The sequence below is a fragment of the Nocardioides okcheonensis genome (assembly GCF_020991065.1).
Taxonomy (GTDB): Bacteria; Actinomycetota; Actinomycetes; order Propionibacteriales; family Nocardioidaceae; genus Nocardioides; species Nocardioides okcheonensis.
Genome location: NZ_CP087710.1, coordinates 2,399,418 through 2,419,410 on the forward strand (window position 1 = coordinate 2,399,418; position 19,993 = coordinate 2,419,410).

Annotated in this window: 20 protein-coding genes; 11 read left to right on the forward strand and 9 right to left on the reverse strand. The window is 73.8% G+C overall.

Features of this window, described 5'->3' with window-relative positions; translation table 11 throughout:
- Nucleotides 1–275: 275 nt before the first annotated feature.
- The 3 genes from LN652_RS11665 to LN652_RS11675 are packed head-to-tail and all read left to right on the forward strand — an operon-like array spanning nt 276 to nt 3,271.
- Complete coding sequence (locus tag LN652_RS11665; RefSeq protein WP_230440799.1) at nt 276–1,529, forward strand: hypothetical protein; 1,254 nt, start codon at nt 276–278, stop codon at nt 1,527–1,529.
- A gap of 1 nt (nt 1,530) precedes the next feature.
- Nucleotides 1,531–2,631 carry a hypothetical protein gene (locus LN652_RS11670; RefSeq protein ID WP_230440800.1) on the forward strand — a complete coding sequence of 367 codons (1,101 nt, stop codon included), beginning with the start codon at nt 1,531–1,533 and terminating at the stop codon, nt 2,629–2,631.
- 1 nt (nt 2,632) lies between these two features.
- Nucleotides 2,633–3,271, forward strand: a complete 639-nt coding sequence (locus LN652_RS11675) for a DUF2461 domain-containing protein (protein ID WP_230440801.1) — start codon at nt 2,633–2,635, stop codon at nt 3,269–3,271.
- Here LN652_RS11675 and LN652_RS11680 read toward each other — a convergent pair.
- The gene (locus LN652_RS11680) at nt 3,268–4,047 is read right to left on the reverse strand and encodes a hypothetical protein (RefSeq protein WP_230440802.1); all 780 of its coding nucleotides are present in this window, start codon (nt 4,045–4,047) and stop codon (nt 3,268–3,270) included. The two genes, LN652_RS11675 and LN652_RS11680, sit on opposite strands and share 4 nt — an antisense overlap.
- A gap of 8 nt (nt 4,048–4,055) precedes the next feature.
- Nucleotides 4,056–4,562: a SigE family RNA polymerase sigma factor gene (locus tag LN652_RS11685; RefSeq protein ID WP_230440803.1), complete on the reverse strand. Its 507-nt coding sequence runs from the start codon at nt 4,560–4,562 to the stop codon at nt 4,056–4,058.
- 155 nt (nt 4,563–4,717) lie between these two features.
- Here LN652_RS11685 and LN652_RS11690 point away from each other — a divergent pair, with 155 nt between their 5' ends.
- Complete coding sequence (locus LN652_RS11690) at nt 4,718–5,254, forward strand: hypothetical protein (protein ID WP_230440804.1); 537 nt, start codon at nt 4,718–4,720, stop codon at nt 5,252–5,254.
- A gap of 15 nt (nt 5,255–5,269) precedes the next feature.
- Here the strand turns inward: LN652_RS11690 and LN652_RS11695 are convergent, their stop codons facing one another.
- Both LN652_RS11695 and LN652_RS11700 read right to left on the reverse strand, forming a co-directional pair.
- The gene (locus LN652_RS11695; protein WP_230440805.1) at nt 5,270–5,728 is read right to left on the reverse strand and encodes an RrF2 family transcriptional regulator; all 459 of its coding nucleotides are present in this window, start codon (nt 5,726–5,728) and stop codon (nt 5,270–5,272) included.
- A 119-nt stretch (nt 5,729–5,847) separates the two neighbouring features.
- Complete coding sequence (locus LN652_RS11700) at nt 5,848–6,750, reverse strand: sulfite exporter TauE/SafE family protein (RefSeq protein WP_230440806.1); 903 nt, start codon at nt 6,748–6,750, stop codon at nt 5,848–5,850.
- 331 nt (nt 6,751–7,081) lie between these two features.
- On the opposite strand from LN652_RS11700, the gene LN652_RS11705 reads away from it, so the two are divergent.
- From LN652_RS11705 to LN652_RS11725, 5 genes are all read left to right on the forward strand, one after another.
- Nucleotides 7,082–8,956, forward strand: coding sequence for an acyl-CoA dehydrogenase (locus LN652_RS11705; RefSeq protein ID WP_230440807.1), 1,875 nt, complete (start codon nt 7,082–7,084; stop codon nt 8,954–8,956).
- 280 nt (nt 8,957–9,236) lie between these two features.
- On the forward strand, nt 9,237–10,142 hold the full coding sequence (locus LN652_RS11710) for an ABC transporter ATP-binding protein (RefSeq protein WP_230440808.1): 906 nt from the start codon (nt 9,237–9,239) through the stop codon (nt 10,140–10,142).
- Nucleotides 10,139–10,954 carry an ABC transporter permease gene (locus tag LN652_RS11715; protein WP_230440809.1) on the forward strand — a complete coding sequence of 272 codons (816 nt, stop codon included), beginning with the start codon at nt 10,139–10,141 and terminating at the stop codon, nt 10,952–10,954. Before LN652_RS11710 ends, LN652_RS11715 begins: the two co-directional genes overlap by 4 nt.
- Nucleotides 10,951–12,021, forward strand: a complete 1,071-nt coding sequence (locus LN652_RS11720; RefSeq protein WP_230440810.1) for a sensor histidine kinase — start codon at nt 10,951–10,953, stop codon at nt 12,019–12,021. The genes LN652_RS11715 and LN652_RS11720 overlap by 4 nt, the downstream gene beginning before the upstream one ends.
- Nucleotides 12,018–12,623, forward strand: coding sequence for a response regulator transcription factor (locus tag LN652_RS11725; RefSeq protein ID WP_230440811.1), 606 nt, complete (start codon nt 12,018–12,020; stop codon nt 12,621–12,623). The genes LN652_RS11720 and LN652_RS11725 overlap by 4 nt, the downstream gene beginning before the upstream one ends.
- A 9-nt stretch (nt 12,624–12,632) precedes the next feature.
- On the opposite strand, the gene LN652_RS11730 is transcribed toward LN652_RS11725, so the two are convergent.
- Together LN652_RS11730 and LN652_RS11735 are read right to left on the reverse strand one after the other, a co-directional pair.
- A complete protein-coding gene (locus tag LN652_RS11730; RefSeq protein WP_230440812.1) occupies nt 12,633–12,845 on the reverse strand; it encodes a DUF6458 family protein in 213 nt (70 codons plus the stop codon).
- A gap of 109 nt (nt 12,846–12,954) precedes the next feature.
- On the reverse strand, nt 12,955–14,334 hold the full coding sequence (locus LN652_RS11735) for an MSCRAMM family protein (protein ID WP_230440813.1): 1,380 nt from the start codon (nt 14,332–14,334) through the stop codon (nt 12,955–12,957).
- 188 nt (nt 14,335–14,522) lie between these two features.
- Between LN652_RS11735 and LN652_RS11740 the strand changes: the two genes are divergently transcribed.
- On the forward strand, nt 14,523–15,338 hold the full coding sequence (locus LN652_RS11740; protein ID WP_230440814.1) for a maleylpyruvate isomerase family mycothiol-dependent enzyme: 816 nt from the start codon (nt 14,523–14,525) through the stop codon (nt 15,336–15,338).
- Nucleotides 15,335–16,267, forward strand: coding sequence for an oxidoreductase (locus LN652_RS11745; RefSeq protein WP_230440815.1), 933 nt, complete (start codon nt 15,335–15,337; stop codon nt 16,265–16,267). Before LN652_RS11740 ends, LN652_RS11745 begins: the two co-directional genes overlap by 4 nt.
- Nucleotides 16,268–16,280: 13 nt before the next feature.
- Here LN652_RS11745 and LN652_RS11750 read toward each other — a convergent pair whose 3' ends face one another.
- The 3 genes from LN652_RS11750 to LN652_RS11760 all read right to left on the reverse strand — a co-directional run bounded on the left by LN652_RS11750 (nt 16,281) and on the right by LN652_RS11760 (nt 19,990).
- Nucleotides 16,281–17,774, reverse strand: coding sequence for an NHL repeat-containing protein (locus LN652_RS11750; protein ID WP_230440816.1), 1,494 nt, complete (start codon nt 17,772–17,774; stop codon nt 16,281–16,283).
- A 90-nt stretch (nt 17,775–17,864) separates the two neighbouring features.
- The gene (locus LN652_RS11755; RefSeq protein ID WP_230440817.1) at nt 17,865–18,104 is read right to left on the reverse strand and encodes a hypothetical protein; all 240 of its coding nucleotides are present in this window, start codon (nt 18,102–18,104) and stop codon (nt 17,865–17,867) included.
- Between the two features lie 644 nt (nt 18,105–18,748).
- The gene (locus LN652_RS11760; protein WP_230440818.1) at nt 18,749–19,990 is read right to left on the reverse strand and encodes a fatty acid desaturase family protein; all 1,242 of its coding nucleotides are present in this window, start codon (nt 19,988–19,990) and stop codon (nt 18,749–18,751) included.
- Nucleotides 19,991–19,993: the final 3 nt, after the last annotated feature.

Consider the following 19,993-nt stretch of genomic DNA (forward strand, 5'->3'; position numbering starts at 1 on the left):
TACGCCCCGCGCGCCCGCCCCCGGCCGTCCCGGCCGCCCCTGCGCGCCCGCCCCGGCCGCCTCGCCCGCGCCCGCCGCCCCCGCCCCGGCCGCGCCCTCGCGCCTCGCGTTAGTCCGTATCAACAGGCGCCTCGTCGGTGCGCCCGGAGGCGCCGTTCGACACGGACTATCGGGCTGGGCGAACTACTGCGATGTAACTCCTGGTGCGACTTGCACCTCGTGTGACCAGAGGGGACAGTGGGACGTCCGCTTCACCGGATCGAGGTTCCTTCCCCATGCGTCTTCCCCCGCCCCTCCCCCGCCTCCTGCCCCGGCCCGCCGCCCGCGCGCTCGCCCACCGGATCGCCTCGGACGACGCGCGCCGCCCGCTGTGGCGCCACCCCGCCGGCATCGCCGCTGCCGCCCTCGCGCTCACCCTGGGCGCCGTGCCGTTCCTGCCCGACGGCGACGCCGAGCAGGGCGCGATCGTGCCCAGCGCGGAGTCCACCGGCTCGCCCGGCGCCGTCGGTCGCGGCACCGTCACGCCGGAGATGCAGGCGGAGATCGACCGTGTCGTCGCGGAGGGCGCCCTGCTCGACCGCGCCAACGGCCGCACCGCCCGGGCGCTCGCCGCGGTGCGGTGCGCGAGCTTCGAGGGGCAGCGCTACTGCCTCGGCTTCGGCTGGACCAACCAGTCCCGCGAGGCGCTCGCCGCCCGGCTGCAGGCGCGTCCCGTGCTCGGCCGCGAGCGCACCGGCGACCTCGACGCCGCCGCCCTGGTGGCCCGCAGCGCCGGCCTCGGCACCACCGCACGAGCGGAAGCCGACCGCGCCGAGCTCACGGCCGCCGCGCAGGCCGTCGGCAAGGTCTGGATGCTGCGCCACGAGATCCAGGGCGTGGAGCTGCCCGCGGACTTCGCCGCCCGGCACCCCGAGGTCGCCGCCGCGACCGACCCGCAGGCGCGCGGTGGCTTCGGCGGGTCCTACCCCGAGCGCTCGAAGATCCTCACCAGCAAGGTCGCCCGGGCCCAGAACCAGACGTACTGGTGCGGCCCCGCGACCATGCAGGCGATCGGCTGGGCCGACGACCGGAAGCGCAGGAGCCAGTCCTACTGGGCGCGCCGACTCGGCACCACGACCGCCGGCACCGCGATCACCGACATGGTGCGCGTGGTCAACGACAAGACCGGCTACGACGACGAGTCCCACGCCGGGCCCTACATCGCCCTCGACATCAGCGACCTCACGTTCAAGCAGTGGTACCGGCTGATGATGCGCCACGTGCACGACTACCGGGCGCCGGTCGTGCTGCACCCGGTCCTGCTCAAGCAGTTCTACCCCTACCTCGACGACGACGCGAGCGGGCACTTCCAGGTCGGCCGCGGCTTCGACCAGAACCCCGGCGGCAACCCGCAGCTCGGCTACTTCGAGCCGTGGGACCAGTCGAAGTTCGACCCGAGCGAGCCCGCGATCGGCCGCGTCCAGTGGCGCAACGCGTACCGGTCCTACCGCGCCAACCTCGCCCACTTCCAGCACAACGTCGGCGTCTGAGGTGCGGCGTACGACCCTCGCGCTCGCCCTGCTGCTCGCCCTCACGGCCTGCGGCACCGACGCCGAGCCGACGCCCGGACGACCGGGTGAGTCGTCGAGCAGCGCACCGGCGGACGACCCCGGCAGCGGACCGGTCGGCGGGACCCGTGACGACCCGACGCTCGTCGAGCCCACCGAGGCGCTGCTCGACTGGCAGGACACCGGCGTCCCGGCCGGTGTCGGCCTCGTCAGGGGACCCGAGTGGGAGGCGCTCGCCGACGAGGGCGACACCCGCGTCGAGATCCGGCGCGACGGCACGTCCGTCGACGTCGCCGCGGGCAGTGGCCGCACGATCTCCGAGGTCCTGCTGAGCGAGGACTGGGCGGTCGTCGTCAAGCAGGACACGGCCGAGACCGCGCCCAGCCAGGTGGTCGCGGTCGACCTCGCCACCGGCGAGCAGCGCGAGGTCGTCTCCCCCGCCGCGGCCAGCGGCGGCTCGTGGGCGCTCACCGCGGGCGACCTCTACTTCCCGACCTACGGCGACGACCGGGCGTACTGCCTCGCGACCGTCGCGCTCGCCGACAGCAACGGCGAGGACGGCTGGTGCGCCCCCGACCGGTCGGGCTTCTCGGGCCTGACCGCGAGCGCGGACGGCGTCGGGATCATGACCTTCGACGACGCCCGTCCCGTCGCCTGCCGCACCCTCAACCTCCTCGACGGCAGCGGCCTGCCGCAGCCCGTCGAGGGCCCCACCGAGTGCCTCGGCTGGGACGTCGCGGCCACCCCCGACGGCGTCGTGTGGTCGGAGGTCCCGAAGCCGCGCCGGCAGGAGGAGGCCCACCTCTACGCCTCGGTCGACGGCTCCTTCCTCGACCTCGGCCCCGGCACGACGGGCAGCGCGCTGCCGTGCGGCGGCTCGGTGTTCTTCGTCCGCGACCCGCAAGGTGCCGACGAGCCCGCGCGGCTGATGCGCTGGACTCCCGACCACACGCTCGAGGTGGCCTACGAGTCCGCGTCGACCGGCAACGCGTTCCTCGGCGAGCCGGTCTGCGGGGGCGGTGTGGTGACCCTCTCGTCGTTCGGGGAGCAGGGGGACGAGCAGGTCTGGGCTAGCGTCGGGTGACGTGAGCTTCACCGGATTCCCCGTCGCCGCGCTCGACTTCTACGACGACCTCGAGGTCGACAACACCAAGTCGTTCTGGGAGGCGCACAAGCACGTCTGGCAGGAGTCGGTGCAGGCGCCGATGAAGGCGCTGATGGCCGCACTGGAGCCGGAGTTCGGCAGCGCCAAGGTGTTCCGCCCCTACCGCGACGTGCGCTTCGCCAAGGACAAGACGCCCTACAAGACCCACCAGGGTGCGTTCGTCGGCGTGGCGCCGGCGACCGGGTGGTACTTCGAGATCTCGCCGCGCGGCACCCGCGTCGGCGGCGGGTTCTACGACGCCGACGGGCCGCGGCTCGCCGCGGTCCGCGAGGCGATGGCCGACGAGAAGACCGGGAAGGCGCTCGACCGGCTGCTGCGGCGACTGGAGAAGGGCGGCTTCGAGGTCGGCGGCGAGCAGCTCAAGACCTCGCCGCGCGGCTACCCCGCCGACCACCCGCGCATCCACCTGCTGCGCCACAAGCAGCTCTTCGTCGGTCGGTCCTACGGCTTCGAGGCCGACGCGCTCGACGCGGGGCTCGTCGACCGGGTCCGCGAAGACTGGCGGGCACTGCGGCCGCTGCTGACCTGGCTGTCGGCCGTGCAGGTCGACCGCTACTAGGCGTACCAGGCCTCGCTGGTGGCGAGCGCCTCGAGCTGCTCGATGGTGAGGACGGGGGCGTCGGCGACCACCTCGCCCTCCTTCTCGACCGCGGTGTTGCGGGCGATCACGTCGATCTGCCAGCCGTCGGCGGTGCCGAGCGTGACGGTCCGCTCCTGGTAGGCGGGCGACCCGCCGCCGCTGGCGTACGCCTCCTGGCGCAGCAGCCGCGAGCCGTCGGGCAGCGTGGTGCAGTCGACGTCGGGCGCCGGCTCGCAGACGACGCTCGGCGCGAGCGGCTCGCCACCGTCCAGGACGACGACCGGGTTGTTGTACCAGCGGATCCTGAACGAGACCTGCGCGCCCTCGACCGTCGCGTAGTAGAGCCGCGGCAGGTCCTGGCCGGACTGGTCGACCTCGACGGAGCGCACCTCGGTGGCGCCGGTCATCTCGCGGAGGGCGTCGGCCATCTGCTGCGGTGGCACCAGGGGGCGCAGCTCGTCGGCGGGTGGCGGGCGGTCGGGATTGGCGGCGCGGGTGGTGACGGCGTCGCGCCGGTCGGCGACCTCGGTCTCGGCGCCGCGCCCGTCGGGGTCGCCGAGCTGGGGTACGACGGCCGCCAGCGTGCCGATGACGCCGATCACGGCCAGCGAGGCGACCGTCGTACCGATCCTGGCGCGGCGCTGCCTGGCGCGACCGCGGGTGATGCCGCCGCCGACCAGGCGGTCGACGTCGGGGGTGAGGCCGTCACTGGCACGGCGGAGGAGCTCGGTGACGCCGGATTCGTCGGTGGGCATGGGATCTCCTAGATCTCGAGCAGGTCTCGGAGGGACGGGCCCAGCACGGCACGGAGACGCTCGAGGGCGCGGAGCGTCCGGTTGCGCACGGCACCCGGACTCACCCCGAGGGCGTCCGCGGTGTCGGCGACCGACACGTCCTCGAGGTAGCGCAGCACCAGGACCGCGCGGTCCAGGGGTGCCAGCTGGGCGAGCGCGTCGCGGAGGGCGAGCGAGGTGGCGGCGTCCCCACCCTGCTCCACGGTCTCCGGCAGCGTCTCGGTCGGTGTCTCGTGGTTGCTGCGACGGCGCTGGGCGCTGATGAAGGTGCGCGTCAACGTCGTGTGTGCGTAGGCGACCGGGTGCTCGATCGGGCCGCCCAGGCGACGGTGCCACCGGACGTAGACCTTGGCCAGCGTCTCCTGGACGAGGTCCTCGGCCCGGTGGGCGTCGCCGCACATCAGCCACGCGGCGCGGTAGAGCTGGGGGGTGCGCGCGATGGCGAACTCCTCGAACTCCTCCGTCGAGCGGGGCATGTCTCTCCCTGGGTTGTTCCGGCGTCAACGATGAGACGCACGGGAGCGCCGTCGCGTCACACCACCGTAGGCACGGGCGGCGTCGCCGCGCGGAGTTCGACCGGGCGTGGGCGCGCGTTCACCCGCCCGTCGCGCCGCCGGCGCACGCTCACCGCATGGCCAAGCGACTGCTCCTCCTGCACATCGGCCCCGGCCCCGTCGACGTCCGCGCCATGGCGGGCACGCTCGCCCTGGGCGCGGTGGCGGTGCCCGACGTCAGCCCGGTGACGCTGCACCACGCCGGCCTCGAGCTGACCCGGACGCACAAGGCAGCGGGCCTCAGGCGCAAGCAGGTCGAGGGCGCCTGGGCGCGGGTGTGCCGGCGTGCCTGGAAGTCGCGCGCCGACTGCTTCGTGAGCGTCCCGGAGCTCGTCGACGCCACGCCCGAGCAGGTCGCGCTGGCGCTCGACGGGCTGGCCGGCCTGCGGGTCGTGCTGGTCGTGACGAGCGGGTTCTCCTCCGCGCCGCCCGAGGCGTGGACCTCGCAGGTCGACACCGCGCGGACGCACGTGCTCCCCGCACGGCTCACCGACGAGCAGCTCGCCGCCCAGGTCGCGCGGATCGCGCTGATCGAGCAGGAGGCGCGCCTCGACAAGCGCCTCGCCCGAGTCGGTCGCCGGCGCAAGCAGCTCACGCGGCGACTCGCCGCCTGAGGTGCGCCGCACCCGTCAGTGCGGCTGCCAGGCGTCCTCGTCCTCGGTGAGCGCCTTCACGCCCTGCGGCAGCGTGCCGTCGGCGAGGTCCTGGATGGTGACCTGCTCGAACACCGAGCGCAGCGAGCTGCGCGCGGCGATCCAGACGTGCTGGAGGACCTCGGCGGACTGGTCGTACTCGACCGCCTCGGGGCGCAGGCCGTAGACCGACACCAGCGGGCCGTCGACGGCGCGGATGACGTCGGCGACGGTCACCGACTCGGGCTTGCGGGCGAAGCGCCAGCCGCCGGACTGGCCGCGCTGCGACACCACGACGTCGGCGCGTCGGAGGTCGGCGAGGATCGCCTGGAGGAAGCCGTGCGGGATGCCCTGGGCACGGCCGAGCTGCTCGGCGCTGACGGCGGCACCGTCCGCGCGCACCGCGATCTCGATGAGGGCCCTGAGGGCGTAGTCGGCTTTGGCGGAGACGCGCATAAGGCCAGTTTGTCAGATGTGTCGGTCCAGACAGTGCTCGTTGGCTCCACCGGTCCTCCACACACGTACGCCGCCACCCCGCAGGGGCGGGAGGCGGCGGCGCGCGTGCGGGACGCAGGTCAGGCGGAGACGGGCTCCAGGTCAGGGTCGTCGAGGCCCTGCGCACGGGCGGCGCGCTCCTGGCGGACCGCCCAGGTGATGCCGGTGACCCAGAGCACGAAGACGACGGCGGCGACGACCGCGATGCCGACGCCGGGCACGCCGACGGCCTCGAGCAGGGTCTTGGAGTTGGTGAGGATGATCAGGCCACCGGCGGCGACACCGAGGACGCGGGCGGCGAGGTGCTTGACCAGCCAGGCGGCGATCGGGGCGGCGATCACACCGCCGACGAGCAGCGCACCGGCGTAGCCCCAGTTGATCCCGGCCGAGCCGAGGCCGAGGAGGAAGCCGAGCGAGGCGCCGACGGCGACCACGAACTCGGAGGTGTCGATCGAGCCGACCACCTTGCGGGGCTCGAGGCGGCCGCTGGAGAGCAACGAGGTGGTGCCGACCGGGCCCCAGCCGCCGCCGCCGACGGCGTCGAGGGTGCCGGCGACGAGGCCCATCGGGGCGAGGAACCACGCGGAGGGGTGGCCCTTGAAGGTCGGGCGCGCGCCGCCGAGCTTGAGGAAGCGGTAGACGACGTAGAAGCCGAGGCTGAGCAGGATCACCGCGACGACCGGCTTGGCGACGGCGGCGTCGAGGTTCGACAGGAGCGTCGCACCGGCGAAGGCGCCGACGAACCCGGGCAGCGCCAGGATCGAGACGGTGCGCCAGTCGACGTTGCCGAACTTGTGGTGCGAGGCGCCGGAGACCAGCGAGGTGCCGAGCTCCGAGAAGTGGACGGCGGCGGAGGCGGCGGCCGGAGCGACGCCCGCGGCGAGCAGCAGCGTCGAGGACGTGACGCCGTAGGCCATGCCGAGCGAGCCGTCGATGAGCTGGGCGATGAGGCCCACGAAGCCGAGAACGATGAGCTTGCGCATCGGGCGAGCTCCTTTCCATCAGGTCCGGGTGTCGGATCGGGTGGCGCTCGACCGAGCACGGTGCACCACGTTGTTTGTCGGGTGAAAGAGTAGACATACTTTCGGTGATAGACAAAACCAATCTAGGCAGCGGCGTGTCCTTCCACGCCCGATCTACCCGGAATCGGGGACCGGCCACCCATCCCGTGGGGAGGGATCCGGGCACGTGTGACTCCCGACATCTGCCATTCGTGTTGCGCCGTGCCCGCCGGCGAGGCATCATTTTGTTACCGGCGAGTAGCAGCGCTGCCCGCCCCCGAGAACGCCACGACCGGAAACAGGTGGAAGCCCCGTGAGCCACTACAAGACCAACCTCCGCGACATCGAGTTCAACCTCTTCGAGGTGCTCGGCCGGGACGAGGTGCTCGGCACCGGTCCCTTCGGTGACGTCGACGGCGAGAGCGCCCGCGAGATCCTGCGCGAGGTCGAGCGCCTCTCCCGCGAGGACCTCGCCGCGTCCTACGAGGAGAGCGACCGCACCCCGCCCGTCTTCGACCCCGCCACCCACACCGCGCCGGTGCCCGCGTCGTTCAAGACGTCCTACCAGGCGTGGATGGACGCCGAGTTCTGGCGCCTGCAGGTCTTCGAGGAGATGGGTGGCACGCCCGCGCCGTCCTCGCTGATCTGGGCGATCGGCGAGATGGTCCTCGGCGCGAACGCCCCGATCTGGATGTACGCCGCCGGCCCCGCCTTCGCCAACGTGGTGCACCGCAACGGCAACGAGCGCGACCAGGCCGTCGCCCAGCACATGGTCGACCGCCAGTGGGGCTGCACCATGGTGCTCACCGAGCCCGACGCGGGCTCCGACGTCGGCGCCGGCCGCACCAAGGCGACGCCCAACGACGACGGCTCATGGAACATCACGGGCGTCAAGCGCTTCATCACCAGCGCGACCCACGACATGAGCGAGAACATCATGCACCTCGTGCTCGCGCGCCCCGAGGGCGTCGAGGGCGTCGGCGGCCCGGGCACGAAGGGCCTCTCGCTCTTCTGGATGCCCGAGCACCACTTCGACCTCGAGACCGGCGAGCTGACCGGCGAGCGGAACGGCGTCTACGTCACCAACGTCGAGCACAAGATGGGCATCAAGGTCTCCAACACGTGCGAGGTCACCTTCGGCGACCCGCAGGTCGGCGGCGGCGAGCCCGCCAAGGGCTGGCTGCTCGGCGAGGTCCACGACGGCATCGCGCAGATGTTCCAGGTCATCGAGAACGCCCGGATGATGGTCGGCACCAAGGCCATCGCCACCCTCTCCACCGGCTACCTCAACGCGCTCGAGTTCGCCAAGGAGCGCGTCCAGGGCGCCGACCTGACCCAGGCGGCCGACAAGACCGCCCCGCGCGTCACGATCACCCACCACCCCGACGTACGCCGCTCGCTCATGACGCAGAAGTCGTTCGCCGAGGCGATGCGGGCGCTGGTGCTCTACACCGCGACGTGGCAGGACCAGGTCATGGTCGCCGAGCACGCCGGCACCGCGGACTCCGACGAGGCGCGCCTCGCCGCCGCCGTCAACGACCTGCTGCTCCCGATCGTCAAGGGCTACGGCTCCGAGCGCTCGTGGGTCCTGCTCGGCACCGAGTCGCTGCAGACCTTCGGCGGCTCCGGCTTCCTGCAGGAGTACCCGATCGAGCAGTACGTCCGCGACGCCAAGATCGACACCCTCTACGAGGGCACCACCGCGATCCAGGGCCAGGACTTCTTCTTCCGCAAGATCGTCAAGGACCAGGGCCGCGCGCTCGGCCACCTGGCGAAGGAGATCGAGGGCTTCATCACCTCCGAGGCGGGCAACGGCCGGCTCAAGAACGAGCGCGCGCTGCTCGCCACCGCCCTCGAGGACGCCAACGCGATCGTCGGCCACATGATCAACGACCTGATGTCGTCGCAGGACGACCAGCGCAACATCTACAAGGTCGGCCTCAACACCTCGCGCCTGCTGATGGTGCTCGGTGACGTGGTCTGCGCCTGGCTGCTGCTGCGCCAGGCCGACGTGGCGCTCGCCAAGCTGGCCGGCGAGGTCTCGGCCAAGGACAAGGTCTTCTACGAGGGCAAGGTCGCCGCGGCGCAGTTCTTCGCGCAGACCAACCTGCCCAAGATCAGCTCCGAGCGCGCCATCGCCGAGGCGACCACCCTCGACCTGATGGACCTCGACGAGTCGGCCTTCTGATCGTCCGCTGACGCATCCCTGCCCGAAAGTCCCCGGATATCCGGGGACTTTCGTGCTGTGCACCCGAGATCTCGGGTGCACAGCACGAACCTCGGGTGCACAGCACCCGCCGACTGCAGCGACCGTGGCGGCGTACGACCTCACGGGCCGCGGATCCGATGTCGTGTGCCGCCACCCTCGAGCGGCAGCGAACCCCCCGCGCGCGCCGATGACAGGTGTCACGGTGAGGTCGTGACAACTCCCCGAGGGGCCGGGGGCGCCGCGCGGACAGGCTGGACGCATGAGCACTCCAGCGATCCGCGCCACCGGGCTGCGCAAGCAGTTCCGCCAGGCTGACGGCACCCCGGTCCTCGCGGTCGACGACGTCGACCTCACCGTCCAGCCCGGCGAGATCGTCGCCTTCCTCGGCCCCAACGGCGCCGGCAAGACGACGACCGTCGACATGCTGCTCGGCCTGACCCGGCCCGACGCCGGGACCGTCGAGGTGTACGGCCTCGAGCCGGGCGCCGCGGTCCGCGCCGGCCGGGTGTCGGCCGTCATGCAGACCGGCGGCCTGCTGCCGGACTTCACCGTCGAGGAGACGGTGCGCGCGATCGCCGCGCTGCACGGCCGGCTGGACCGGGTCGCCGCCGTCATCGAACGGGCCCGGCTCGGCGAGCTCGCCGGGCGACGCGTCCAGGCCTGCTCGGGCGGCGAGCAGCAGCGGCTCAAGTTCGCCCTCGCCCTCGTCCCCGACCCCGACCTGGTGGTCCTCGACGAGCCCACGACCGGCATGGACGTCGCCGCGCGCCAGGAGTTCTGGGCCGCGATGCGCGAGGACGCGGCGCAGGGCCGCACCATCGTCTTCGCCACCCACTACCTCGCCGAGGCCGACGAGTTCGCCGAGCGCACGGTCCTGATGGCCGGGGGCCGGATCGTCCACGACGCCCCCACCACCGACGTCCGCGCGGCGTACGGCGGGCGCACCGTCACCTTCCGCCCGCCCGCCGCGGTGGTCGGCGCCGACGGCATCGACGCCGACTGGCTCGCCCAGGTCGAGCGCGCCCTCGAGCCGCTCGGGGTGACCGGGCTCGAGGTCTCCGCCGCGAGCCTCGAGGCCGCGTTCCTCGCGCTCACCAGCACCCCCGCCGCCGACGCCCGCCCGACCACCGACGCCGCCCTCGCAGGAACCGGAGCCACCCGATGACCGACCAGCTCGCCACCGCCCCCGCCCAGCCCACCGTGACCGCGCCGGGCGGCGTACGCCCCACGCCGCGGCCGTCGATGACCACCTATGCCCGGCTCGACCTGCGCCGCCAGCTGCGCGACCGGTTCGCGATGTTCTTCGTGGTCGGGCTGCCGACCTTCATGTACCTCGTCTTCGGCCTCGGGACCGACGACACGGTCGGCTCCGGCAACGTCGCGATGTACGTGATGATCTCGATGGCCTCCTACGGCGCGGTCACCGCCACGACGAGCGTCGCGGGCAGCGCCGCCGCCGAGCAGGTGATGGGGTGGGGCCGGCAGATCGGCCTGACCCCGATGCGGCCCCTCGCCTTCGTCCTCACCAAGGCGGGCATCGCGATGGTCGTCGCGGCCGTGCCGGTCGCCGCGATCTTCGCCATCGGCGCGGTCACCGGCGCCCGCGGCGACTGGACCGACTGGACCCTCGCCGCGGCGCTCACCTGGCTCGGCTCGGCGCTCTTCGCCCTCTACGGGCTCGCGGTCTGCCTCGCCGTCCGCAGCCCCAACGCACCCGGCATCGCCTCCGGGGTGATCGTGGTGCTGGCCTTCCTGGGCAACGTCTTCACGCCGATGGACGGCTTCATGCTCGACCTCGGCCGCTTCACCCCGCTCTACGGCTACGCCGCGCTGGCCCGCTACCCGCTCACCGAGGGCCACCTCCCGATGGGCGGCCACGACCCGCTGTGGCTGCCGGTCGCTAACGTGCTCGCGTGGACCGTGATCTTCTCCCTGGTGGCGATGTGGGGCCTGCGCCGCAGCCGGGCGCGAGCGTGAGCCACCTGCACGGGCCCGCGTCGACCGCCGAGGACCCGTCCAGCCCCTGGCAGCGCTGGGGCTGGGCGATGGCCGTCATCTGGCTGGGCTTCCTCTTCTTCCCGGTCGCGAGCGCCCTGCAGTCCGACGCCCCGCCCCTCGCGACGACCGCCACCCTTGCGGCGATCGCCGTCTTCGCGGTCCTCTACGTCCTCGGCTACACGGTCTGGTCGCAGCACGCCCTCCTCGTCCTCGCCGGGCTGGTGACGCTGACCGCCGCCCTCGTCCCCGTGCTGGGGGTCGACGCCCTCGGCGTGACGCCGTACCTCGGCGCGTACTCGGCGCTCCAGGTGCCGGCCCCGCAGTGGCGCTGGACCACCCCGGCGATCGCCGCGGTGCCGGTCCTGTCGCTCTTCGGCAGCGACGACTTCCCCGTCTTCTTCTTCATCCTGGTGTGGCCGATCATCGGCGGCTGCACCATCGTCCGGCTGCTGACCGACGCCGAGGTGAAGGCGGACGCCACCCGCCAGTCCCTCGCCCTGGTCGCCGAGCGCGAGCGGGTCGCCCGCGACGTCCACGACGTGCTCGGGCACTCGCTGACGGCGCTCTCGGTGAAGGCCGAGCTCGCCGCGCGGCTCATCGACCTCGACCCCGAGCGCGCGAAGGCCGAGCTGGAGTCGATCCAGGAGACCGCCCGCTCGGCGCTGGCCGAGGTGCGGGCGACCGTCGGTGGGCTGCGCGCCGCCAACCTCGACGCCGAGGTGACCGCGGCTCCGCGCGTGCTCGCCGACGCGGGCGTCACGACCGAGGTCGTCGGCGAGGTCGCCGACACCGACCCGCGCCACCGGGCGCTGCTGGCCTGGGTGCTGCGGGAGTCGGTCACCAACGTCGTACGCCACTCCGGCGCGGGATCCGTCCGGATCGAGCTCGGCGCCCACGGCATCGCGATCACCGACGACGGCGCGGGCCCGACCGGCCCCGAGGGCAACGGCCTGCGCGGGATGCGGGAGCGGGTGCAGGGCGCGGGTGGCACGCTGACCGTGACCCCGGCGACGCCCGGGACGCGAGTGGAGGTGGGACTGCCGTGATCAGGCTGCTGCTGGCCGACGACCAGGCGCTGGTGCGCGGGGCGCTCGCCGCGCTGCTCGACCTCGAGCCGGACCTCGAGGTGGTCGCCCAGGTGGGGCGGGGCGACGAGGTGGTCGACGCCGCCCGCGAGTCGGGCGCGGAGGTGTGCCTGCTCGACATCGAGATGCCCGGCATGACCGGGATCGACGCCGCGGCCGCGCTCCGCGGCGCGCTGCCCGGCGTCCGGTCGCTCGTGGTGACGACCTTCGGACGCCCCGGCTACGTCCGCCGCGCGATCGAGGCCGGCGCGTCCGGCTTCGTCGTCAAGGACACCCCGGCGCGCCAGCTCGCCGACGCCGTGCGCCGGGTGCACGCCGGGCTGCGGGTCATCGACCCCGACCTGGCCGCCGAGTCGCTGATGGACGGGTCGAGCCCGCTCACCGACCGCGAGCGCCAGCTGCTGACGCTCGCGCTCGACGGGTCGACGGTCTCGACCATCGCCGCCGGGGTGCACCTGTCCGAGGGCACGGTCCGCAACCACCTGTCCGCCGCGATCGGCAAGACCGGGGCGAGCACCCGCAGCGAGGCGGCACGGATCGCCCAGGACCGCGGCTGGTTGTGAGGCGGCGGCTCACATCTCGCGGCGCTCCTCCACGTGGGTCGTCCGGGAGCGCTGGTTGTTCATCACGAGGGCGAGGACGAGCGACAGCACGCCGGCGACGACCAGGATCCACCCGACCGTGCCGGGGTCGACGACGTCCTGGACGGACGCGGGGAACTCCTTGATCGCGAACAGCAGGATCAGGCCGATGACCAGCAGCAGGATGCCGATGCCGATTCCCATGACGACTCCTTCGTCGCAGTGCGGCCGGCTCGGGACCGGACCGTCCCGGGCAGCGTAGGACGTCGGCGGGCGGCTCCACCGCTCCCGCACACCCGTGGGGGTGGCGGCGTCAGCGCACCTTCCCGGCACGCAGCGTGACCGAGCGGGTGGTGCCGCCGGCGGCCACGACGACGCGGACGGAGACCGCGCGGCCCCGCATCGGGGCCAGGAGCCTCAGCCGCGGGAGGGTGGCCCGGCGCACCTTCGCGGTCCCGGCGTACCACTGGAAGCGGTAGGTCACCGCGGTCGCGCGCAGCAGCCGGTCGAGGCCGGCGACCCGCAGGGTCCGCCCGACCCGCGGCTTCCCGGTGACGTCGAGGCCCGCGACGACGGCGGCGAGGCCGGCGGGTACGTCCACGGCCGGCGATGGGGCGGGCGTCGGCGCCGGAGGCGGGCTCGGGCTCGGAGCGGGGCTCGGTGTCGGGCTGGGCGTGGGGCTGGGTGTCGGGGTGGGTGTCGGGGTGGGGGTCGGCGTCGGGGGCGGCGCGGGGTCGCCGTGGATCCCCATCCGCGCGTCGACGTCGCCGCGGGACTCCCCCGGGGCGAGCACGACCGGCGTCGCGTCCGCCCACGTGTCGGCGTCGCGGTAGTACTCGGAGAGGTCCCCCTCCTCCTGGGAGCTGTAGAACCGGAGGACGTAGCCGGCCGGCGGCAGGTCGTCGATGACGTAGGACCCGTCCGGGCCGACGGTCACGGTCACGACCTCCTGCTCCTCGGGGTCGTACGCGGTGACCTCCGCGCCGGGGAGCGGGGCGCCGGCGGCGTCGACGACGCGTCCGGCGATCGCGGCGGTCGCGGTGAGGTCGAGCGGCGGCAGCGCCGACCCGAGCCCGGCGTCGACCACGACGTCGGTGCCCTCGTCGACCGTCGCGACGTCCTCGAAGAACTCGGGCAGGTGGCCGGGTGCGGAGACGCCCACCCGGTAGGTCCCGGGCGCCAGCCCGCTCAGCGCGTACGCCCCGTCGGCGCCGCTGGTCGCGGGTCGGCCGACCGGCTCCCAGGTCGTGCCGTCGGTGTCGACGGCGTAGGCGCGGACGGTCGCGCCGGGCAGGGGCCGTCCGCCCCCCTCGACGAGGCCGACGACCGAGCCGGCGGGTTCGACGAAGGCGTCGACCTCGGTCACCGGCCGGTCGACGACCGCGACGGGCAGGGCGGAGGCGAGGTCTGGCCGGTTGTCGTAGGCCTCCTCGACGTAGGTGCCGCGCGGGCTCTCGAAGGCGATCCGGTAGGTGCCGCGCTCGAGGTCGAGCGACCAGGCGCCGCCCTCGTCCGGGGTGGTGGTGCCGGCGGGCTCCCACGTGCCGGCGGGGCCGGGGAGGTAGGCCACGACCCGCAGGTCGGTGGTGTCGAGCACGTCGGCGGTCGAGACGGTGCCGGACACCGCGTCCCCCATCACGGCGCCGCTGGCGGGCGGCAGGCCGCCCACGGCGAGCACCGATGCGGTGGCCACCGCGATCGCCACCGACCGCCGAGCGCGTCCCTGCATCACACCCCCCGGCCCCGGGCCGGCGCCGCGTATCGGGCCGGTCGCCCGGGCCGAACGCTAGGACCGGCTCCGGCACGGCCAGGACGCCTGCACCGCCATCCCCACAATTGGGCAGACCGGACCGGGTCCGACCCGGGCCCTACGCTCTCCCCATGACCGACCAGGAGTCCATGTCCGGCCTCGTCTCGGTGTGGTGGGAGGCGGTCGACTCCTTCACCCGCCTGCTCGAGCGCGTCGGCGACGACGAGTGGCAGACCCCCACCGACCTGCCAGGCTGGGACGTCCACGCGGTCGCGGCGCACACCGCCCACCTCGAGGGGCTGCTCGCCGGGCGGGCGCACGACGACATCGAGGTCGGCGAGGTCGGCCACGCCCGCGGCGCGATGGGTCGCTTCACCGAGCAGGGCGTGGTGGCCCGCCACGGTCGCGTCCCGGGCGACCTGATCGCCGAGATCCGCGAGGCGGCGACCGCGCGGCACACGCGGCTGCTCGCCGACCCGCCGATCGACCCGGACGCGCCGGCGCCGGGGCTGTTCGGCGCGATCGGGTGGTCGACCCTCACGCTGCTGCGCAACCGGCCGCTCGACGTGTGGATGCACGAGCAGGACGTCCGGCGCGCGCTGGAGAGGCCGGGCAACCTCGACTCGGCCGCCGCCGTGCACACGACCGACCAGCTCCTCGAGAGCCTGCCGATGGTGGTCGCCAAGCGCGCAGCGGCACCGGCCGGGACCGTCGTGCGCGTCGCGGTCGACGGGCACGCACCGGTGACGGCCGTCGTGGGCACGGACGGCCGGGGCCGGCGCGGCGACGCGGCCGACGGCGAGCCGACCCTGACCCTCGGCACGGACCGGGAGACGTTCGTGCTCCTCGCCGGCGGGCGACGGGCACCCGCCCCGGGCGCGGTGCGGGTCGACGGTGACGCCGACCTCGCGGCCCGGGTGCTGGGCGCGATGGCGGTGACGCCGTGACCACCTCGACCGCGTGGACCACCGACCGGATCGGCGACCTCACCGGCCGCACGGCACTGGTCACGGGCCCGACCGTCGGCGGGCTCGGCTTCCACACCTGCCTCGAGCTGGCCCGGCACGGCGCCCGCGTGGTCCTCGCCGGGCGTACGCCGGACAAGCTCGACGCGGCGGCGGACGCGGTCCGCGCCGAGGTGCCCGGCGCCGACCTCGACCACCTCGTCGTCGACCTGGCCGACCTGGCGTCCGTGCGCGCCGCCGGCGGGGAGGCGGCACGTCTCGGTCCGCTCGACCTGCTGGTCAACAACGCCGGGGTGATGGCGAGTCCCTACCGCCGCACCGCCGACGGCCTCGAGTCGCAGATGGCGACCAACCACTTCGGCCCGTTCCTGCTGACCGGCCTGCTGCTCGACCAGCTCGTCGCGTCCGGCGCCGGCCGGGTCGTCACCCTGTCCTCGCAGATGCACCGGGTGGCGCGCTCGGCGCCGACCGGCGACCCGCGCGAGCGGCGCCGCTACCGCCGCTGGCGGGTCTACGGGCAGACCAAGCTCGCCAACCTGCTCTTCACGTTCGAGCTCGACCGGCGCCTGCGCCGCGCCGGCCTCCCGGTCACGGCGCTCGCCGCGCACCCGGGCTTCGCCGGCACCCACCTCGCCGTCAACGGCCAGCTCGGTGGCACCGAGGGGCGACGGGCCGCGATCATGGACGCCGCCGTGCGGGCGGTCTCCCAGCCGGCCGCGGCCGGCGCCTGGCCGACGCTGATGGCTGCGACCGACGACCTGCCGGGCGCGACGTACGTCGGTCCGGGCGGGCCGGGCCAGGCCGGGGGTCGGCCGCAGGTCGTCGGCACGTCGTCCCTGGCCCGCGACCAGGTCGCCCAGCGTCGGCTGTGGGAGCGCAGCGAGGAGACGGTGGGGCTGGCCTGGCCGTGACCGGCCGGAGCCCTCACTCCCGGTCGCGCACCCGCACCAGCCCGGACAGCGTGCCGACCCAGACGGTGCCGTCGGTGCCGACGGTGACCTCCGACCCGTCGCTGCCGGCCAGCACGCCGGTGCCGGTGCGCACGCTCCACATGCTGCGCCCGGTGGAGGCGTCGAGGGCGGTGAGGTACCACGCGCTCACCCCGGTGAGGGAGGGTCGCTTGGTCCACGCGTAGAGCAGCCCGTTCGGCCAGCTCGCGACCGCACCCGAGGCCGGGGAGACCTGGTCGCTGCTCCACCGCTCGCGGCAGGCGCCGTCGACCACGTCGACCCGCGCGATGCCCGGGCTGGTGGTGAACCCGAGCAGCGCGCTGCGGGGCGAGGAGTAGCCGTGGTTGTTGGTGACCACCACCGACGTGCCGAGCGGCGCGAGCGGGCTCGAGGTGGCGCCGTCGCCCTCGCCGAAGACCGGCTGGCGGCAGACCTGCTCGCCGCTGCCTCGCTGGAGCACCACCACCTGCAGCCGGTCGTCGACCTCGTCGGTGACGGCGAGGGTGCCGCCGTCCAGCAGGACGGGCGCCGACCCGCTGGCGTGGTCGGTGGGCGTGGTCCAGCCGACGGCCGGCGTGCCGTCCGGACCCGCCGACAGGCGGTGGACGGCCTCGTCGGTGGCGACGTAGACCCCGCCGTCGGGGTCGACGGCCAGCCCGTGTCGGACGGGCTCGCCGAGGTCGTGGACGCCGACGGCTCCCGTGGACGGGTCGACCGTGCCGACGAGCCCGTGCGCCGACACCCACCAGATCCGTCCGGACCAGTCGGGCGCGAGGTCGACCAGGCAGTCGCGGAACGGGACGTAGGGCTTGAGGTCCCACCGCGTGTCGTCGGCGAGGTCGGCCTCGCCGTCGGTCGACGTCCGCAGGGCGACGACCTCGCGGTCCGCGGTGGCGACGACGGCCCGGTCGCGGTCGTCGAGGTAGAACGCGTCGCCCGCGCAGGTGTCGTCGGACGGGAGCTCGCGGGTCGCGACCGGCCGCAGGTCGGTCGGGTCGACCAGGCGCAGGGCGGGGCCGCCGCGCGCGGTGCACGACGCGACCACCAGCCCGGACGACGCCACCTCCAGCCGGCCGCAGCGCTGCAGGCCGAACCAGGAGGTGTCGACCTCGGGCTGCAGCCCCAGCGGGCCGGGCCGCGCGGAGGCGGTGCCGGCGACCCGGTGCGGGTTCTGCGGTGCCTCGGTCGGCACGGGGTGCGCGGACGCCGGCCGACCGACGTATGCCGGTCCGGCCAGGGCGCCCGGGGCCGGTGGCACCGGGAGCCACCCGTCGGGGACCAGCAGCACGAGGCCGCACACGGCGGCGGTGAGGCCGGCGCTCCAGGCGGCGGCGCGGCGGCTGACGTGGACCCTGTCCTGCACCCACCAGCGGACCCGCGGGACGCACAGCGCCAGTGCGGCCACGAGCAGCACGACCGGCCCCCGGGCCAGCCACAGCAGCACGATCGCCCCCACCAGCCAGACCACCGGGCGACTCTAGGTGAGCGTCCCGGCGCGGCGGCGGAGGCGCCACGGGTCCGCGGGCAGGAGTGCGTCACACCCCGCCCGCGGACGCGGTCACTCGGTGGTGTGGCGCATCCGCGGAGCGGTGATGGTGACCTCGGCGAACGTGCCGTGCCCTCCGCCGTGCCGCAGGAAGATGCGCGAGCGCCGGGGCACCGGCACCAGCCCGCGCGGCGCCGGCTCGGGGAGGTCGGCGACGACCTCCGGCGTGCGGCGGGCGAGCGTCCCGTTGAGCTGCTCGAGCTCCTTGAGCCGGGCGGTCAGGCCCTGGTGCTCCATGGTGTGGTCGGACATGTCGCGACTCCCTCCTCCCCCGGTGCGGTCCCCCACGGACCGCTTGTGAGAAGGCTAGGAGCGCCCGGCGGGGCGTGGAACGTGGTAGAGGCAGCCTCCGGGGAGTCTTGAGGCGGGACTGGACCACCCCGGTACTCGCAGGCGTGGCGTTGACCCGACCTTGAGGCGTCGCGCGGGACGCCGCCGCCGTCGCCGGACGCGGAAGTGCCCCGCCCGGTGAAGGGCGGGGCACTCGGTGACCGGATCGCTCAGGCGTCCGGTCGCGCGGACGGGCCGGCCCCCACCGACCCCCGCGGACGCGGTATCCGCGTCTCGACGACGTCCTCGAAGGTCGTCGTCCTGTCTCCTACCGCCCCGATGCGGATCATCGTGCCTCCCCGTGTGCTGACTCGTGCTCGTTGGTGCTGGTCCCCCGGGGGGGTCTCCCCCGTCCCTCACCCAGTCAAGAGGAGCGAGGGCCCGTCCTGATACACCCCAAGACGGGTGAATCCGCAACCAGTGGGGACGATCGCCGCGACATACCGCGAGCGATCATCCCCACTGTCGGCCCGCGCCCGCCGATGGTCGCCGCCGGCGAGGACGCGTACGCGCAACGGACCCCACCGGAACGGGGGTCCGGTGGGGTCCGTGGGCGCGGGGGTGGGTCAGGCGGCCTTGGCCATCGCCCGGGCCTCGCTCTCGAGCTTGCGCCCGAGCAGGCGGCGGGTGCGGCGGTCGCCGGTCGCCATCTTGTAGAGGACGGCCAGCTGCTGCGGCGCGTTCTTGGCGTTGGTGGTCGCCAACCAGCCGTTGGGCAGCGAGAGCCGGACGACCTTGTGCCAGGCCGAGTAGACCTGCTGCGGCATCGGGCGCGTGCAGTAGGTGAGGTCGTACTTGTCGAACAGCGCCTTCACCTTGGGCGCGATCTCGCCGTAGCGGTTGGACGGCAGGTCGGGGAACAGGTGGTGCTCGACCTGGTGCGACAGGTTGCCGGTCATCAGGTGGAGCGCCTTCGAGCCGGAGATGTTGGCGCTGCCGAGCATCTGGCGGACGTACCACTCGCCCTTGGTCTCGCCGTCGATCGAGCGCTTCTCGAAGGTCTCGACGCCCTCCGGGAAGTGGCCGCACAGGATGACGGAGTTGGACCAGAGGTTGCGCACGATGTTGGCGGTGAAGTTGGCCGCCAGGGTCGGCAGGAAGGAGCCGGTCGGGATCGACAGCGCCGGGTGGACGACGTAGTCCTTGGTGGCCTGCTTGCGGATCTTGCGCAGGACCTGCTTGGCGCGGCGGCGGAAGTCGGGGTCCTTGGTCTGCTTCTTGGCGATGACCGAGCCGAGCTCGAGGTCGTAGGCGGCGATGCCGTACTCGAAGAAGACGGCGTTGATGAAGCAGAAGACCGGCTGGGCGAGCGAGGACGGGGTCCAGGGCTGGTCCTCGTCGACGCGCATGATGCCGTAGCCGAGGTCGTTGTCCTTGCCGATGACGTTGGTGTAGGTGTGGTGCAGCTCGTTGTGGCTGTGCTTCCACTGCTCGGCCGGCGAGGCCATGTCCCACTCCCAGGTGCTGGAGTGGATCTTGGGGTCGCGCATCCAGTCCCACTGGCCGTGCAGGACGTTGTGGCCGATCTCCATGTTGTCGAGGATCTTGGAGACGCTGAGGCCGAGGGTGCCGAGGACCCACGCCGGCGGGAACGCGCTGAAGAGCAGCACCGCGCGCGAGCCGAGCTCGAGCTTGCGCTGGGTGTCGATGACCCGGCGGATGTACGCCGCGTCCTTGGCGCCACGGGAGTCGATGACCTCCTGGCGGATCGCGTCGAGCTCGATGCCGATCTGCTCGATGTCGGCCTCGGTGAGGTGGGCGATCGGGTTGGTCTGGCCGAGGACGGCCTTCTTCTGGACGGTGGTCATGTC

What these genes read in the sequence shown, in the direction of transcription:
- LN652_RS11715 (WP_230440809.1), top strand. Translation starts at nt 10,139, where the DNA reads ATGACCGACCAGCTCGCCACCGCCCCCGCCCAGCCCACCGTGACCGCG.
- LN652_RS11755 (WP_230440817.1), bottom strand. Translation starts at nt 18,104, where the DNA reads ATGTCCGACCACACCATGGAGCACCAGGGCCTGACCGCCCGGCTCAAG.
- LN652_RS11695 (WP_230440805.1), bottom strand. Translation starts at nt 5,728, where the DNA reads ATGCGCGTCTCCGCCAAAGCCGACTACGCCCTCAGGGCCCTCATCGAG.
- LN652_RS11685 (WP_230440803.1), bottom strand. Translation starts at nt 4,562, where the DNA reads ATGCCCCGCTCGACGGAGGAGTTCGAGGAGTTCGCCATCGCGCGCACC.
- LN652_RS11740 (WP_230440814.1), top strand. Translation starts at nt 14,523, where the DNA reads ATGACCGACCAGGAGTCCATGTCCGGCCTCGTCTCGGTGTGGTGGGAG.
- LN652_RS11690 (WP_230440804.1), top strand. Translation starts at nt 4,718, where the DNA reads ATGGCCAAGCGACTGCTCCTCCTGCACATCGGCCCCGGCCCCGTCGAC.
- LN652_RS11700 (WP_230440806.1), bottom strand. Translation starts at nt 6,750, where the DNA reads ATGCGCAAGCTCATCGTTCTCGGCTTCGTGGGCCTCATCGCCCAGCTC.
- LN652_RS11710 (WP_230440808.1), top strand. Translation starts at nt 9,237, where the DNA reads ATGAGCACTCCAGCGATCCGCGCCACCGGGCTGCGCAAGCAGTTCCGC.
- LN652_RS11680 (WP_230440802.1), bottom strand. Translation starts at nt 4,047, where the DNA reads ATGCCCACCGACGAATCCGGCGTCACCGAGCTCCTCCGCCGTGCCAGT.
- LN652_RS11730 (WP_230440812.1), bottom strand. Translation starts at nt 12,845, where the DNA reads ATGGGAATCGGCATCGGCATCCTGCTGCTGGTCATCGGCCTGATCCTG.
- LN652_RS11665 (WP_230440799.1), top strand. Translation starts at nt 276, where the DNA reads ATGCGTCTTCCCCCGCCCCTCCCCCGCCTCCTGCCCCGGCCCGCCGCC.
- LN652_RS11760 (WP_230440818.1), bottom strand. Translation starts at nt 19,990, where the DNA reads ATGACCACCGTCCAGAAGAAGGCCGTCCTCGGCCAGACCAACCCGATC.